14 protein-coding genes and 1 pseudogene are annotated in these 14,893 nt (G+C 70.9%); 6 read left to right on the forward strand and 9 right to left on the reverse strand.

What is annotated here, in order from left to right; all coding sequences use genetic code 11:
* Positions 1–345: 345 nt before the first annotated feature.
* Complete coding sequence (locus tag NP777_RS29030; RefSeq protein WP_256653113.1) at positions 346–1,131, forward strand: S16 family serine protease; 786 nt, start codon at positions 346–348, stop codon at positions 1,129–1,131.
* Here NP777_RS29030 and NP777_RS29035 read toward each other — a convergent pair.
* The 4 genes from NP777_RS29035 to NP777_RS29050 all read right to left on the reverse strand — a co-directional run bounded on the left by NP777_RS29035 (position 1,070) and on the right by NP777_RS29050 (position 3,861).
* A complete protein-coding gene (locus tag NP777_RS29035) occupies positions 1,070–2,464 on the reverse strand; it encodes an MFS transporter (RefSeq protein ID WP_256653114.1) in 1,395 nt (464 codons plus the stop codon). The two genes, NP777_RS29030 and NP777_RS29035, sit on opposite strands and share 62 nt — an antisense overlap.
* Before the next feature lies 1 nt (position 2,465).
* Complete coding sequence (locus tag NP777_RS29040; protein WP_256653115.1) at positions 2,466–2,681, reverse strand: hypothetical protein; 216 nt, start codon at positions 2,679–2,681, stop codon at positions 2,466–2,468.
* A 21-nt stretch (positions 2,682–2,702) separates the two neighbouring features.
* Entirely contained in the window at positions 2,703–3,299 is a 597-nt protein-coding gene (locus tag NP777_RS29045) for an ArsR/SmtB family transcription factor (RefSeq protein ID WP_256653116.1), read from the reverse strand.
* A 94-nt stretch (positions 3,300–3,393) separates the two neighbouring features.
* Positions 3,394–3,861, reverse strand: coding sequence for an Lrp/AsnC family transcriptional regulator (locus tag NP777_RS29050; protein ID WP_256653134.1), 468 nt, complete (start codon positions 3,859–3,861; stop codon positions 3,394–3,396).
* 159 nt (positions 3,862–4,020) lie between these two features.
* On the opposite strand from NP777_RS29050, the gene hppD reads away from it, so the two are divergent.
* From hppD to NP777_RS29065, 3 genes are all read left to right on the forward strand, one after another.
* A complete protein-coding gene (gene hppD / locus NP777_RS29055; RefSeq protein WP_256653117.1) occupies positions 4,021–5,169 on the forward strand; it encodes a 4-hydroxyphenylpyruvate dioxygenase in 1,149 nt (382 codons plus the stop codon).
* Between the two features lie 295 nt (positions 5,170–5,464).
* Positions 5,465–6,460 (forward strand): phage baseplate protein, encoded by a 996-nt coding sequence (locus NP777_RS29060; protein WP_256653118.1) that lies wholly within the window; start codon positions 5,465–5,467, stop codon positions 6,458–6,460.
* A gap of 133 nt (positions 6,461–6,593) precedes the next feature.
* The gene (locus tag NP777_RS29065; RefSeq protein WP_256653119.1) at positions 6,594–7,961 is read left to right on the forward strand and encodes an FAD-binding oxidoreductase; all 1,368 of its coding nucleotides are present in this window, start codon (positions 6,594–6,596) and stop codon (positions 7,959–7,961) included.
* A 125-nt stretch (positions 7,962–8,086) separates the two neighbouring features.
* Here NP777_RS29065 and NP777_RS29070 read toward each other — a convergent pair whose 3' ends face one another.
* The 5 genes and pseudogenes from NP777_RS29070 to NP777_RS29095 form a co-directional block, all read right to left on the reverse strand.
* Positions 8,087–9,136, reverse strand: coding sequence for an NAD(P)-dependent alcohol dehydrogenase (locus NP777_RS29070; RefSeq protein ID WP_256653120.1), 1,050 nt, complete (start codon positions 9,134–9,136; stop codon positions 8,087–8,089).
* 125 nt (positions 9,137–9,261) lie between these two features.
* Positions 9,262–10,182: a helix-turn-helix transcriptional regulator gene (locus NP777_RS29075; protein ID WP_256653121.1), complete on the reverse strand. Its 921-nt coding sequence runs from the start codon at positions 10,180–10,182 to the stop codon at positions 9,262–9,264.
* Between the two features lie 674 nt (positions 10,183–10,856).
* A pseudogene (locus NP777_RS29085) lies at positions 10,857–11,090 on the reverse strand (DUF397 domain-containing protein); the annotation flags it as partial.
* Positions 11,091–11,132: 42 nt separating this feature from the next.
* Entirely contained in the window at positions 11,133–11,780 is a 648-nt protein-coding gene (locus tag NP777_RS29090) for a Scr1 family TA system antitoxin-like transcriptional regulator (protein ID WP_256653123.1), read from the reverse strand.
* The gene (locus NP777_RS29095) at positions 11,781–12,188 is read right to left on the reverse strand and encodes a hypothetical protein (protein ID WP_256653124.1); all 408 of its coding nucleotides are present in this window, start codon (positions 12,186–12,188) and stop codon (positions 11,781–11,783) included.
* Here NP777_RS29095 and NP777_RS29100 point away from each other — a divergent pair.
* Positions 12,187–13,989: an RDD family protein gene (locus NP777_RS29100; protein ID WP_256653125.1), complete on the forward strand. Its 1,803-nt coding sequence runs from the start codon at positions 12,187–12,189 to the stop codon at positions 13,987–13,989. The two genes, NP777_RS29095 and NP777_RS29100, sit on opposite strands and share 2 nt — an antisense overlap.
* 165 nt (positions 13,990–14,154) lie before the next feature.
* Positions 14,155–14,784, forward strand: a complete 630-nt coding sequence (locus NP777_RS29105) for an RDD family protein (RefSeq protein ID WP_256653126.1) — start codon at positions 14,155–14,157, stop codon at positions 14,782–14,784.
* Positions 14,785–14,893 lie beyond the last annotated feature (109 nt).

The raw sequence follows: 14,893 nt of genomic DNA on the forward strand, positions 1-14,893 counted from the left end.
GGCGGCAGTGGGCCTGGCGGCAGCCGTGCCTGGCGGCAGCCGTGCCTGGCGGCAGTGGGCCTGGCGGCAGCGTGCCTGGCGGTAGTGGGCCTGGCGGCAGCGTGCCTGGCGGTAGTGGGCCTGGCGGCAGCGTGCCTGGCGGTAGTGGCCCGGCGGTAGTGGGCCCGGCGGCAGCGTGCCCGGCGGCAGCGGTGGGCCCGCGCCCCGCGCGACCGGGGGTACCCCCGAACCCGGCCGCCCGCGTCGCGTGACCGGGCGCCACGGTCGGGTTCACGCCACCCCCGGGCGGCCCCGTGGGGCCGGGGCGGCGGCTCACGCGTCCCGGCGGTCAACTAGATTCGCACCATGCCTGCCGTCTCCCCCCGCGCCCGCCTCCTCGCGCTCTGCTCCGCGCCCGTGCTCGCCCTGTTCGCGGTGGCCGCGTTCGCGCCACTGCCGTTCACCGTGGCCCAGCCCGGTTCGACCGTGAACGTCCTGGGCTCCGACCACGGCAAGCAGGTGATCAGCGTCTCGGGGACCGGCACCCGCAAGACCGCCGGGCAGCTACGGATGACGACGATCCTCGCGACCGGCCCGGACGCCACCGTGCGGGTGAAGGACGTGGTCAGCGGCTGGTTCGCCACCGACCGCGCCGTCATGCCGCATGACTCGGTCTACGTCGGCGGCACCACCAAGGAGATCGAGCGGCACAACACCGAGGAGATGCGGGAGTCCCAGTCCTCGGCCACCAGCGCCGCGCTCGGCTACCTCCACCGCTCCCCGCGCGACGTCAAGGTCACCCTGCGCCTCGCCGACGTCGGCGGTCCGAGCGCCGGGCTGCTCTTCTCCCTCGGCATCGTCGACAAGCTGGACGGCGACGGCCGCGGCGGCGACCTCACCGGCGGCCGGACGATCGCGGGCACCGGCACCATCGACGCCAAGGGCAAGGTCGGGGCCGTGGGCGGGGTCCCGCTCAAGACACAGGCCGCCAAGCGGGACGGCGCCACGGTCTTCCTCGTGCCGAAGGCCGAGTGTGCCGACGCCACGGCCGAACTGCCCAAGGGGCTGCGGCTGATCCCCGTCACCACTCTCAAGGGTGCGGTGACGGCTCTGCGGGCGCTGCGGTCGGGCGGCGCGGTCCCGCAGTGCTGAGCGGCGCCGGCCCGCTCTCGTCCACCGCCGCCTCCCCGGAGGCCCCCGCTCTCCGGTCCACCGCCGGCCCCTCGTCCATCCCGCGCCAGGCCGGGAAGACCAGCGGGCTGAGCGTGGCCAGGAAGTAGACACCGCCCGTCACCAGGAAGGCGGCGGTCAGCCCCACCCCCTCCACCAGACACCCGGCCGCGAGCCCGCCGAGCGGCATCACCACCCACACCCCCGCGGTGAGCGCCCCCGAGACCCGGCTGCGCAACTCGTCGGGGACGGCCTCGTACGTCACCGTGGTCAGGATCGGGTTGAGCATCCCCGCCGCGACCCCGCTGGCCGCCATCGTCACGGCGAGCGGGGACACCCCGGGCACGAACGCGGCGATCAGGAACCGCGGCAGCCCGCACACCAGGAAGCTCACCGCGAACACGGTCCGGCGCGGAAAGCGGTCGCCCACCGCCCCGTACAGCAGCGCCCCCACCAGCGCGCCGCCGCCGAACAGCGCCGTGAGCAGCCCCAGTTGGACGGACCCGCCCAGGTGCCGCTCGGCGTGGACCGGCAGCAGTACGGAGGACATGCCCTGGTCGAGACCGTTGGTGACCATGACCATCAGCACGATGGCCAGCAGCAGCCGATGGCGCAGCAGGAAGCGGTACCCCTCGCCCAGCTCGGCGCGGTAGGCGCGGGCGGACACCGGCACCACGGGCTTGCGCGGCGCGGCGGCGGGCAGTCCGCGCAGCCCCGCCATGATCAGCACCGCGGACGCCGCGAACGTGGCCGCGTCGAGCAGCAGTACGGACGGCGGGCCGAGCAGCGCGATCAGCAGCCCGCCGAGCGCGGCGCCCAGCATCCTGGCGCCGCGCGAGGCCCCGTCGTAGAAGCTGGCCGCGCGGCTGAGGGTGGTGCCCGCCCGTTCGGCCAGCGCGGGGACGAGCACCTGGCGGGCGGTCTCGCCCGGCGCGTGGAGCAGTCCGCAGAACGCCATCAGCGCGCACAGCTGCCAGAACCGCAGCAGCCCGGCGAAGTGCAGCACCGGAATCGTGGCGACGGCCACCCCGCACAGCGAGTCGGAGGCGACGGAGACCCGTCTGCGGCCGATCCGGTCGATGACCGGCCCGCCGATGACGGCCGAGACGACCACCGGCAGGGTCGCGCAGAAGGACACGAACCCGGCCTTGGCCGCGCTGCCCGTGGTCTGCAGGACGAACCACGGGACGGCGATCAGCGTGAGGGAATTGCCCGCTATGGAGACGGTGTTGGCGGCGAGGACGAGTAAGAGTGGTCTTCGGTCGTCCCCGTTGTTCCCCCGGCGCTCTCTGTCTCCTGTGTCGTCGGAGCTCATGTCAGTGGTCGAACCTGGCGGTCAGACCGGATTGCGGCAGCCGCGGCGTGGCCAGCCGCAGCCCGACCTCCACCAGCGTCCAGCCGACCCGGGCGCGCAGCACCCGGGCGCGGGCGGGGCGGGAGCGGCGGTGCGGCCGGGACGCCTCGCGGGCCTCGTCACGCAGCCGCTCGGCGCGTATGTGGTGCAGCCACAGGTGGATCTCGTCGCCGTACATGTGGTTCCCCCCAGGGATCGGTCAGTCCTCGTTGCGCGGGAAGGCGTGCAGATGGACGCGGTACGGGGCGGAGCCCTCGGTGTCCCGGTCCACCTCCTTCTCGCGGTAGCTCTCGATCAGTTCGTGCACTTTGTCGCGCATTTCGCGGGCGAGTTCAGGGGTGAGGCGCATGGAGAAATCGCTCATGTCCGAAGCCCTGCGCCACGCTGAGGGCCAGTCGTGCATGGTGCTGAACCAGGTGGACAGGTCCTGGCCGTGGATGGTGGCCCACTCATGGAGCAGGGTGTTGATCGCTCCGCGTACGGACGGGTCGGGGCTGGTCAGGAACCTGTCGCTACCCACCCGCACGCCCCGCTGCGCCGCCTTCCACCACCGCTCCCGCCCCTTGCCCCGCTCCGGGTCGTCCTTGACGAAGCCATGGGCGGCCAGCTGACGCAGATGGTAGCTCGTGGCGCCGCTGGACTCCCCCAATCTGTCGGCCAGTTGGGACGCGGTGGCCGGTCCGTACTCGCGCAGCGCCCCGAGCAGACGCATCCGCAGCGGATGCGCGAGCCCGCGCAGGGAGCGTGGGTCGAGCTCCCGGACTTCGTCGGACGCGGGCTCTTCGTTCTCTGCCATGTGCGGCAGCGTAAGCATGCAAAGACTCCGTTGCAACACTTTCTTTGCAACGGAGTCTTTGGATCTGCTTCAGCGGCTCGAAATCGCCCCCCGCTCAGTCCCGCGCCGCCTGCCGCACCAGCGGGATGATCCGCAGCGGCACCGGGTTCTCCATCACGATCGCCGTCGAGGCCCGGACGATCCCCTCGAACCCCACCACCAGGTCGATCACCCGCTGGAGATCGGCGTTGGAGCGGGCCACCAACCGGCACAGCATGTCTCCGTGGCCCGTCGTGGTGTGCAGCTCCAGCACCTCGGGAACGGTCGCCAGATGGGCCCGTACGTCCGGCCCCTGCCCCTGCTTGATCTCCAGCGTCGCGAAGGCGGTGACCGGGTAGCCGAGCGCCGCCGGGTCCACCTCGGGGCCGAAGCCCCGGATCACCCCCTGTGTCCGCAGCCGGTCCAGCCGCGCCTGCGCCGTGCCGCGGGCGACACCGAGGCGGCGTGACGCCTCCAGCACCCCGATCCGCGGCTCCTCGGCGAGCAACTCGATCAGGCGGGCGTCGAGCCCGTCGATTCCCATGCGGTTCCCCTCCAGGTCCCGGGCTTCTCTTGAGGTGTCCTCTGTGACGGTAGTCACCCTGTACAGGATGCGCTGCCGGATACGGCCGTGGCTATACACACTGACCAGCGATTTCGCGAAGTGTTGCGCACCTTGAGCCGCCGGGGGACGCTTCGAAGTATGACTGAGACGACAGAGATGCTGCAGCAGGGGGACGCACGGCACGCCGACCCGTTCCCCGTGAAGGGGATGGACGCGGTCGTCTTCGCCGTCGGCAACGCCAAGCAGGCAGCGCACTACTACGCCACCGCCTTCGGCATGAAGCTCGTCGCCTACTCCGGCCCGGAGAACGGCAGCCGGGAGACGGCCAGTTACGTCCTCGTCTCGGGCGGCGCCCGCTTCGTGTTCACCTCCGTCATCAAGCCGGTGAGCGCCTGGGGCCGCTTCCTGTCCGAGCATGTCGCCGAGCACGGCGACGGGGTGATCGACCTCGCGGTCGAGGTGCCGGACGCGCGTGCCGCGTACGCGTACGCCATCGAGCACGGCGCCACCGGGATCGAGGAGCCGCACGAGCTCAAGGACGAGCACGGCACGGTGGTCATGGCCTCGATCCGCACCTACGGCGACACCCGCCACACCCTCGTCGAGCGCACCGGCTACTTCGGCCCGTACCTCCCCGGCTACGCCGAGGCCGAGCCGATCGTCGCCCCGCCGGCGCGCCGGAACTTCCAGGCCATCGACCACTGCGTGGGCAATGTGGAGCTCGGCCGGATGGACGAGTGGGTCGGGTTCTACAACAACGTCATGGGCTTCACCAACATGAAGGAGTTCGTGGGCGACGACATCGCCACCGAGTACTCCGCGCTGATGTCGAAGGTCGTGGCGGACGGCACCCGCAAGGTGAAGTTCCCGCTCAACGAGCCTGCGGCCGGCAAGAAGAAGTCCCAGATCGACGAGTATCTGGAGTTCTACGGCGGCCCCGGCGTCCAGCACATCGCGCTCGCCACCAACGACATCGTCGCCACCGTGCGGGCGATGCGCGCGGCCGGGGTGAGCTTCCTGGACACGCCGGACTCGTACTACGACACCCTGGGGGAGTGGGTCGGCGACACCCGCGTCCCGCTGGAGACCCTCCGTGAGCTGAAGATCCTCGCCGACCGGGACGAGGACGGCTATCTGCTCCAGATCTTCACCAAGCCGGTCCAGGACCGGCCGACCGTCTTCTTCGAGCTGATCGAGCGGCATGGCTCGATGGGCTTCGGCAAGGGCAACTTCAAGGCGCTGTTCGAGGCGATCGAGCGCGAGCAGGCCAAGCGCGGCAACCTCTGAGACCGCCACGCGGGGCGGGCCGCGGCCCGCGGTCCACGGGTCCGCCCCGCACGGTCCACGGGTCCGCCCGCACGGCCCGCCGCCCGTCCCGCACGGCCGCGCCCACCCCCCTGATTCCGTGCACATGCGCCCACACCCCCGCGTCCATGCGCAGTCGGTGCCAGAAAATGCGAACACCCGAATGGGAGCGCTTTCCCACCGTCTACACTCACGGCGATCTGTTCACTCCAACACGGCGTGATCACACGGGAGTTGTTGAGTATCAATGCACACGGAAAAGTACACTGCGGGCCGTTTGACCAGGCGTAGGTTCACCCTCGGCGGGGGAGTCGCCGCGGCCGGCGCGCTCGGTGCCTTCGCCGCCCGCGCGGGGGCCGCCACCGTGGCGGGGGGCCGGTTCGACCTGTCGGTGCCCTCCACCCAGCTGATCCGCGAGAAGACCCCGCACAACTCCACCGTGCTGCAGTCCTTCGCGTTCGACGACGTGGGCGGGCACATCTACACCGTCCAGCTCATGGAGGGCGGGATCCGGCTCAGCGGGGAGTCCGCCCCCGTCTCCGGCGCCGACCGCGCCGCCCACGGCGATCTGTGCGTCACCAAGCTGTCCCTGGCCGGGGCCGAGCTGGGTTCGATGTACCTCAAGGGGTTCGGGCACGGCGTCGCCATGGGCTGTGAGCCGGTCGGCTCCACCGCCCATCTGTGGACCGAGTCGGACGCCAACCCCGACTCCGGCTACGGCCGCGCCATCAGCCGCTTCAAGTTCGCCGATGGCACGGTGCTGTCGTCCGGTTCGTCGTCGCTGGTCAAGCACCGCCCGGTGGCGGGCTCCACCAGCAACCAGCCCGCCGTCGACATGCTCAACCGCCGGCTGCTGCTGCGCTACCGCCTCGGCGGCGAGGTCCGCTACCGGCTGATGAGCCTGTCCGGGGTCAGCGCGGGCGACTACACCGCCGTATACGACGACATACCCCAGACCGGTGTCGAGGACGGCGAGGTCTTCCAGGGCTTCACGGTCCTCGGCGACTACGTGTACCAGCTCACCGGCACCGCCTACACCGGCGAGGACGGCGCCAACCCGCCCTCCGGCCACGGCAACACCTACGTCTCCTGCGTCGATCTGCGCACCGGCGAGCTCGTCCAGCGCGCCCGCACCGAGGCCGCCTACTCGCTGAGCTACCGCGAGCCGGAGGGCATGGCCGTCCAGCTGTCCAGCCCGCGCCGGCTGTGCATGGGCTTCGCCTCGGGCGCCGCCGGGGGCCGTAAGGTCAGCGTCTACTACAAAGCGCCGTAGCGCCCGTACCGTACGACCCTGGTCGAGGGCCTGCCCAAGGCCCTCCTCGCGGCGCCCCTCACGGCGATCCTCCCGGTCATCCGTCCGCTGCAGCGATCTTCCCCGGGCGCTTCCCGGGTGCGAGTCTGGAGATATGACGGACCTCATCGAGCTGCTGCGGGAGGGCCTCCCCGAGGAGGCGGTGCTCACGGACCCCGATGTGACCGGGGCCTACGCCAACGACATGGCGAGCTTCTGCGAGGCGGGCGCGCCCGCCGTGGTCGTCCTCCCGCGCACGGTGGAGCAGGTGCAGCACGTGTGCCGCACCGCCACCGCGCTGCGCGTCCCGATCGTGCCGCAGGGCGCGCGTACCGGGCTGTCGGGCGCGGCCAACGCGTCCGACGGCTGCGTCGTGCTGTCCCTGGTCAAGATGGACCGGATCCTGGAGATCAACCCGGTGGACCGGATCGCGGTCGTCGAACCGGGCGTGATCAACGCGACCCTTTCCCGCGCGGTCATGGAGAAGGGCCTCTACTATCCGCCGGACCCCTCCAGCTGGGAGCAGTGCACGATCGGCGGCAACATCGGCACCGCGTCCGGCGGGCTGTGCTGTGTGAAGTACGGCGTCACCGCCGAATACGTCCTCGGGCTCGATGTCGTCCTCGCCGACGGCCGGCTGCTGAAGACCGGCCGCCGCACCGCCAAGGGCGTCGCGGGCTACGACCTGACCCGGCTCTTCGTCGGCTCCGAGGGCAGCCTCGGCATCGTCGTGCGCGCGGTCCTCGCCCTCAAGCCCGCCCCGCTCGAACAGCTCGTACTCGCCGCCGAGTTCCCCTCCACCGCGGCCGCCTGCGACGCCATCTGCCGGATCATGGAGCGCGGCCACGCCCCCTCGCTGCTGGAGCTGATGGACCGTACGAGCGTCCGCGCGGTCAACGCGATGGGGAACATGGGCCTCCCGGAGTCCACCGAGGCCCTGCTGATGGCGGCCTTCGACACCCCGGACCCGGCCCCCGACCTCGCCGCCGTGGCCGAGCTGTGCACGGCGGCCGGTGCCACGGAGGTGGTCCCGGCCGAGGACGCCGCCGAGTCCGACATGCTGCTCCAGGCCCGCCGGATGACGCTTCCGGCGCTGGAGGCGGTCAAGGGCGTCACCATGATCGACGACGTCTGTGTGCCCCGCTCCCGGCTCGCGGAGATGATCGACGGCACGGCCGCCATCGCCACGAAGTACGGCCTGACCATCGGCGTCGTCGCGCACGCCGGCGACGGCAACACCCATCCCACGGTGTGCTTCGACCCCACCGACCCCGATGAGTCCCGCCGCGCCCGGGAGTCCTTCGACGCCATCATGGCGCTGGGCCTGGAACTCGGCGGCACCATCACCGGGGAGCACGGCGTCGGCGTCCTCAAGCGGGAGTGGCTGGCGCGTGAACTGGGTCCGGTGGGGGTGGAGATGCAGCGCGGGATCAAGCAGGTCTTCGATCCGCTGGGCCTGCTCAACCCCGGCAAGCTGTTCTGAGGCCGCCCGGACCCGGGGGTGGTCCGGACGGCCTCGGTCTCAGCGGCTGATCAGCTCTCGGCGCCGGATCGGGCCTCGGCGGCCGATCCGGCCTTGCGCGGGGCGATTCGGGCCTTGGCGGCCGATCACGCCTTGAGCGAGGCGATGTCGATCACGAAGCGGTAGCGCACATCGCTGCTCACGACGCGGTCGTACGCCTCGTTGATCCGCTCGCCGTCGATCACCTCGATCTCCGCGCCGAGCCCGTGCTCGGCGCAGAAGTCGAGCATCTCCTGGGTCTGCCGGATGCCGCCGATCTTGGAACCGGCCATCGACCTGCGGCCCATGATCAGCGAGAACTGGTTGAACGCGCTGGAGTTCTCCGGTGCGCCCACGTGCACCAGCGTGCCGTCCAGCTTCAGCAGCGACAGATAGCCGTCCAGCGGGAGGTTCGCCGAGGTCGTGTTGACGATCAGGTCGAAGGTGCCGGCCAGCTCGGTGAAGGTGGCCTCGTCGCTGGTGGCGTAGAAGTGGTCGGCGCCCAGCCGCAGCCCGTCGTCCTGCTTGCGGAGCGTCTGGCTCAGCACCGTCACCTCGGCGCCCATCGCATGGGCGATCTTCACCCCCATGTGGCCGAGGCCGCCGAGGCCCACGATGGCGACCTTCTTGCCGGGACCGGCGTTCCAGTGGGCCAGCGGGGAGTAGAGGGTGATCCCGGCGCACAGCAGCGGGGCGGCGACGTCCAGCGAGATCCCCTCGGGGATGCGCAGTGCGTAGTTCTCGTCCACCACGATGTGGGTGCTGTAGCCGCCGTAGGTGGGGGCGCCGTCGTACTCGTTGCCGTTGTACGTGGGCACCTCGCCCTTGAGGCAGTACTGCTCCTCGCCCGCGAGGCAGTTCTCGCACTCGCGGCAGGAGTCGACGAAGCAGCCCACGCCGACCCGGTCGCCGACGGCGTACTTGGTGACGGCGGGGCCGACCTCGGCGACCACACCGGCGATCTCATGGCCGGGCACCATCGGGAAGAGGGCGGTGCCCCACTCCTCGCGGGCCTGGTGGATGTCGGAGTGACAGATACCGGCGTAGGCGATCTCGATCAGCACGTCGTGCTCGCGCAGGGCGCGGCGCTCGACGGTGGTCCTTTCCAGCGGGGCCTTCGGAGCGGGGGCTGCGTAGGCGGTGACGCTGGCAGTCATAAACGTGTCTCCTTGTGACGAACTAGGAAAAAGGGGATGGGTGAAGGGAAGGGGGAAGTACGGAGGGGGAAGAGGGCGGGATGTGCGAGGGAAAGGGGGAAAGGGGCGTGGGGGAAGGGGTGGGATCAGGGGGAAACGTCGGAGGACGGTCCTCCCGAAGGACGCGCTGCGGACGAGGGCGCGGAGGGATCGGCCGAGGGAGTCGCGGTCCAGCTCGCCAGCAGCCGCAGGGCCGCCTCCGAGGGGGAGCCGGGCTCGACCGTGTAGATGCACAGCGCCTGGTCGGGATCGCCGGGCACGGTCACGTTCTCGTAGGCCAGCGTCATGTCCCCGACCACCGGATGGTGGTAGAGCTTGACGCCGTGGGTCTTCTCCCGCACGTTGTGGTCGGCCCACCACGTGCGGAACTCAGGGCTCTTGATGGTGAGCTCGCCCACGAGCTCGGTCAGCCGGGGATCGTCCGGATGGCGCCCGGCCTCCAGCCGGAGGGACGCCACCATCTCCGCCGCGACCGTCTCCCACTCCGGCCACAGCGAGCGGGCCGCCTCGTCGAGGAACATGAACCGGGCCATGTTCCGCTCGTGGTGCGGGAGCGCCTCGAAGTCGATGATCAGCGCTCGGGCCAGCTGGTTGGAGGCCAGGACATCGCCCCTGCGCCCGAGGACGAAGGCCGGTGAGACCCCGTCCAGCATGCGCAGCAGCGCGTGCACCCCGGGCCGCACCCGCTGGGGGCGGGGCGGCCGGCGGCGCACCGTGCGCCGGGGGCGCGGCCGGGTCAGCTCGAAGAGGTACGCACGTTCGGTTTCGTTGAGCTGCAGAGCGCGGGCCACGGCGTCCAGCACCGTCTCCGACACATTGAGGTGACGGCCCTGCTCCAGACGCGTGTAGTAGTCCGTGCTCACGCCCGCCAGCTGCGCCAGCTCCTCACGGCGCAGCCCCGGCACCCGACGGGGGCTGTCGTTGCTCACGCTCACGCCCGCGTCGCCGGGGCTCAGGCGTGCCCTGCGGCTCCGCAGAAACTCACTGAGCTCGGTATTGCGGTCCATGGGTTCCAGTATTGGCAACGGAAAAGGCATCTGAGCGTGCCAAAGTAGGTCTGCTGAACCTAGGCCGGGCGGGGCCATGCGGGCCGTCGCCGCTCGTATGGCTTCGTGGCGCTCGCACGGGAGAGTGGTGGCGGGAGCGGGTGGGCTGGTGCCGGTGGGCCGGTCTGATAGACCTTGACCGCGCGCTCCGGGTTGCACTGCGGCTCCTGTACGGCAAACCTGGCTTTTATCCTGATCCTTCATGCGCCTGACCGGCTATTTTTCTGCGGCTGCCCTGATCTGTGGCGATGGGCGGGGAAGATCATCCGCGCGTTTCGGCTCAGCGCTAGCCAGCTCCTCCGCCTGCGTCGATCGGCCATCGACTGAGCCGATCGTGGCCCGTTGCACGGGCTGCGAGAGTGATGCGGATCACAATAGAGGGAAGGGTGATGAGCGTGATCGAGTTCGCCTTGGCCGTCGTCCTGGTGCTCGCCATCGGAGGGTGTGCCTGTGTCGCGTGGACGGCTCGGGGAGGGCCGCGTTGGGCGCGTGGGGTGTCCACCGCGACCATGGCGCTGGCTGAGGTGGTCCTGATCGACGGGAGAAAGCGACGCAGGCGACGCGGGCGCCGGAATCCGAGTAGCGGCATGGACGGCTAGGAAAGCAGGCGTCACAGGCTGAGGCTCCCATCATGATCACGGTGGGAGCCTTTTTGCGGTCCGGCGGCTGATCGTCTGCAGGAGCGGCTCGGGGGTCTGGGCTCGGCCGAGCTCACCGTTGGCCGCTCCGCTGGCGAACGCTGTCCACTCCTGGGCGGTGAAGCCCAAGACCGGTCCGTCGTCCGCCTTGCTGTCCCGGGCTGCGACTATGCCGTTCTTCAAGAACGCGACTTCCGTACACGCTGATTGCCCATTGCTGCGCCTGGACTTGAACCATGCCGCGTCCGAGAGGTCAACCCTGTTCGTAACTGCCTACCTGTTCGGTGGGTACACAGTCGGGGGCTCGGTCTCGACGGCATCGGCGTTGAGGGGGAAACGAAGGGTGATGAACGGGCCCGGCAGCACGCCCAGATGTAGGCCGGCCTCGAACGGCACGACCCTGACTGTCACGTTGGGCAGCTCGGACATCTCCAGCAGGCGCCGAAGCTGCTCCGCCGTGGCCATGGTCCAATCGCCACCACCCGTAGAGGAAATTCCTGAAAGCGTCAGCCCTCGTGTGATGGACGACGGAGTTCCATTCTTCTCCACTAGCTCATGGAAGATGCGCCTTACGGCCTTCGCCTCTTCCTCAATCTTCGTGCCTACATCCTCGCCTTTGCGTACCCATCCGTAACCGAGGCGGCCTATGGGAATTCCCACCTCGGCTGCTGTTAATGTGTCTCGGGCAACGCGTCGGGCTGTGTCTTGAGACTGCTTAAGCAGCATGACGCGCATTACGCGCGCCATATTGCAGTCGGATTCCCTGACCAGATTAAGCTCGCTGGTTGCTCCGATTGCGGGCCGTTTGACTTCAATGACGACGTTCGCGAGATCTTCGAGATCCCTTGGTTGCCTAACCAGGCGATCCAAGTCATAGTAGATGATCCCGCCAATTGTGCTGTTGGGTAGATCTTTCGGCATTCATTGGAAGTCTTTGCGAAGAACCACCCAATCCACCCCACCGTTAAGGCGAGTGATCCTCTTCTTCTTGTAGGCGCTGGTGTCGTCGTCTATATAGTCGTCTATATAGAGGTCGGCGAACGGGCCCCACCCGAGGGCCTGGCGCTTGGCCTCGATGTCTTCGGTCTGTCGTTCGATGACGGACTTCCTCTTGGACGCCTCCTTCCGGGCTCGCCGTTCTTCGTTAATGTCATGCATAGACAGAGGTAGGTATCCGCCCGGTCGCTGTGGTACGTACTGCGCGTAGCCCGCAGAGAGGTCCAGGGTGGTTGTGCGGCCTCGCTCGCGTAGCTGCGTGATCATCGGGTCGTCGATGCCGGATACGGCGGACAGGTCAAGCGTGTTGGCCGTGAAGGGAGTAGGGGACATGGCGACGCCTCCTGGTGGCGGGGGTTCGGCAGAAATGCCCGGGGTGGGGTACTACCCCGATCCGTCCATCCCTGGCTACATCCGTTACTGGAATGGCGCCGCCTGGGTGCCCGGCACCAGCCGTCCCGCCCCGGCCGAGGGCGAGGCCATGCCCGCGCCGCCGCCCGGGGTCACCCATACCCAGGTGATCAGCCCGCCGCCGGACGAGACGGGCCCGATGTTCCTGGACGAGGATCCGGCGCCGCGGGCCGCGGAGGAGACCGGCAGCGCGCTGCCCGAGCTGCGCCGGAGCGCCGAGATGGACGTCCGGGGCGCGGGCGGGCCGCCCGAGGCGTCGGGCGGTGGCATGGGGGCCCAGCCGGTGCCGCCCGGCGGGGTTCCGGCGTCCGTGGACTGGAACGACCCCCAGCGGCTGCACGGCGCCCGTCCCGACGCCGGGACGGCCTGGCACGCGGACGCCGCCCAGCAGGGCGGGTTCGGCGGTGACCAGGACCGCCGGATCTCCTGGGGCGCGGAGCCGGGCGCCCCCGGCGCCGCCCAGGCCGGTGGCGGGCAGCCTGGTGGCGGGCAGCCTGGTGGTGGGCAGGCCGGTGGCGGGCAGTGGCCTGGGGTGCCCGACCCGCGGCGCGCGGGCCCGGGTGAGGACGCCGGACGCGATGACGGCACGCTGACCATGCGCGCGGGCGGGAGCGGGCGTACGGCGGACCGCTCGACGCAGGCTCTGCCGCCGGTTCGCCGGGCCCCGGAGCTGCCCCCGGCGGACGAGGGCGAGACGCCCGCTCCGGCGGGCGACGGGACGATGACGTTCCGCACGGTGGGGCGCGGCGGCGGAGCGGCACCCACGAGCGGTCAGGGGCAGGGTCAGGGGCAGGGTCAGGGACAGGGGCAGGGCCGGGACCCGGCGGCCGGCCGGGATGACGGGACGATGGCGATCCGGGCGATCGGCCGCGGCGGCGCACGCAAGGGTGCCGAGGCCGCACCCCCGGCCCAGCAGCCGCACCAGCCCCAACAGCCTCCGCAGCCGCACCAGCCCCAGCAGCCGCACCAGCCCCAGCAGCCGCACCAGCCCCAACAGCCTCCGCAACCGCACCAGCCCCCGCAGCCCTTCGGCGGTATCCCCGCCCAGGGCGGCGGCCCGGCCTGGCAGCCGCAGGGGCAGTACGCCCAGCAGCGGCCCGGCCCGCCGCAGAGCCCGCCGCAAGCCGCCCCGCACGCTCCCCAGGCGGGCCCGCACGGCGCGGGCTCGGGCGCGCCCGAGGGCGTCATCCCCTGGAAGCCGCCCGTCGACAACCCCTTCCTGTTGGCCGCCCAGGAGGGCCGGCCCGCCTCGCTCGGCCGCCGCCTCGCCGCCCGGCTGATCGACTCGGTCGTGCTGCTCGGCGTCGTCGGCGCCGTCGCGTTCCCGCTGTGGAGCAAGGCGAGCGACCACATCGACGAGAAGGTCGAGGCGGCCAAGCAGAGCGGCGAGACCGTCACGGTCTACTTCCTGGACGGCACCACCAGCGGCTACCTGGGCATCGTCCTCGGTCTGCTGCTCGTCCTCGGCGTCGTCCTGGAGGCGCTGCCGACCGCCAAGTGGGGCCGCACGCTCGGCAAGCGGCTGTGCGGGGTGCGGGTGCTGGACATCGAGGAGCACGACACCCCGTCCTTCGGCACCGCGCTGCGCCGCTGGCTCGTCTACTCGGTGCTGGGGGTGCTCGTCATCGGCGTGCTGAACGTCCTGTGGTGCCTGTTCGACCGCCCGTGGCGGCAGTGCTGGCACGACAAGGTGGCCCGCACCTTCGTCGCGTCGGCCGACTGAGCGGCGGCCGGCCGAGCCGCCCTCCGCCGAAACCGAACGAACCAAACGAACCGAACGAACCGAACGAACCGAACAGCCGCCCCGGCTGCGGCGGATGGACGATCCCGGTCGCCCGAACGGGGCGCGCCGGATGCGGCAGTCCCGGCTCCGGGGTCGACTCGGGCCATGAGCACCGACCAGCCGCCGCCAGGGCAGGACGAGCCCCGGGACCGGGACAGCAGCGATCCGTTCGCCAAACAGCCGCGCGCGAACGGCTCCCCGTACGGGGACCACGGAGAGTACGGGGAGCACGGAGACCACGGAGACCACGGAGAGCACGGGGACCACAGCGCGGAGTCCGAGCCGTACGCCGGGATGCCCCCGCTCGCCCACCTCGGCCGCCGTCTGATCGCCCGGATCATCGACGCGCTGCTCATCGGCATCCCGGTCGGGCTCGTCGTGACCGCGGTCGCCGGGGGCTATGACCCGATCGAGGGCAGCGCCCGTTCGACCACCGTCACGCTGGTCTACGTCCTGGTCTACTTCCTCTACGAGGGGCTGATGCTGACCCGGGACGGCCAGACCGTCGGCAAGAAGGCGATGAAGATCCGGGTCGCCATGCTGGAGAACGGACGGGCGCCGGTCGGTCAGGCGGGCTGGCTGCGCGCCGGGGTGTACGCCCTGCCCGAGATCGTGCCCTGCTGCGGCTTCCTCTTCTGGCTGATCAATGTGTTGTGGTGCACCTGGGACCGGCCCTATCGGCAGTGCCTGCACGACAAGGCGGCCAAGACCCTGGTGGTCTCGGCCGTACCCTGACCCGCCGAGACCCCCCCCCCCCCCCGCCCCCCCCCCCCCGCCCCCCCCCCCCCCCCCCCCCCCCCCCCCCCCCCGCCCCCCCCCCCCCCCCCGCCCCCCCCCGCCCCCC

Origin of the sequence: Streptomyces rugosispiralis, from assembly GCF_024505145.1 — a bacterium.
GTDB lineage: Bacteria > Actinomycetota > Actinomycetes > Streptomycetales > Streptomycetaceae > Streptomyces > Streptomyces rugosispiralis.

What these genes read in the sequence shown, in the direction of transcription:
- NP777_RS29035 (WP_256653114.1), bottom strand. Translation starts at nt 2,464, where the DNA reads ATGAGCTCCGACGACACAGGAGACAGAGAGCGCCGGGGGAACAACGGG.
- NP777_RS29075 (WP_256653121.1), bottom strand. Translation starts at nt 10,182, where the DNA reads ATGGACCGCAATACCGAGCTCAGTGAGTTTCTGCGGAGCCGCAGGGCA.
- NP777_RS29095 (WP_256653124.1), bottom strand. Translation starts at nt 12,188, where the DNA reads ATGTCCCCTACTCCCTTCACGGCCAACACGCTTGACCTGTCCGCCGTA.
- NP777_RS29065 (WP_256653119.1), top strand. Translation starts at nt 6,594, where the DNA reads ATGACGGACCTCATCGAGCTGCTGCGGGAGGGCCTCCCCGAGGAGGCG.
- NP777_RS29040 (WP_256653115.1), bottom strand. Translation starts at nt 2,681, where the DNA reads ATGTACGGCGACGAGATCCACCTGTGGCTGCACCACATACGCGCCGAG.
- hppD (WP_256653117.1), top strand. Translation starts at nt 4,021, where the DNA reads ATGACTGAGACGACAGAGATGCTGCAGCAGGGGGACGCACGGCACGCC.
- NP777_RS29105 (WP_256653126.1), top strand. Translation starts at nt 14,155, where the DNA reads ATGAGCACCGACCAGCCGCCGCCAGGGCAGGACGAGCCCCGGGACCGG.
- NP777_RS29070 (WP_256653120.1), bottom strand. Translation starts at nt 9,136, where the DNA reads ATGACTGCCAGCGTCACCGCCTACGCAGCCCCCGCTCCGAAGGCCCCG.
- NP777_RS29050 (WP_256653134.1), bottom strand. Translation starts at nt 3,861, where the DNA reads ATGGGAATCGACGGGCTCGACGCCCGCCTGATCGAGTTGCTCGCCGAG.
- NP777_RS29030 (WP_256653113.1), top strand. Translation starts at nt 346, where the DNA reads ATGCCTGCCGTCTCCCCCCGCGCCCGCCTCCTCGCGCTCTGCTCCGCG.
- NP777_RS29090 (WP_256653123.1), bottom strand. Translation starts at nt 11,780, where the DNA reads ATGCCGAAAGATCTACCCAACAGCACAATTGGCGGGATCATCTACTAT.
- NP777_RS29045 (WP_256653116.1), bottom strand. Translation starts at nt 3,299, where the DNA reads ATGGCAGAGAACGAAGAGCCCGCGTCCGACGAAGTCCGGGAGCTCGAC.
- NP777_RS29100 (WP_256653125.1), top strand. Translation starts at nt 12,187, where the DNA reads ATGGCGACGCCTCCTGGTGGCGGGGGTTCGGCAGAAATGCCCGGGGTG.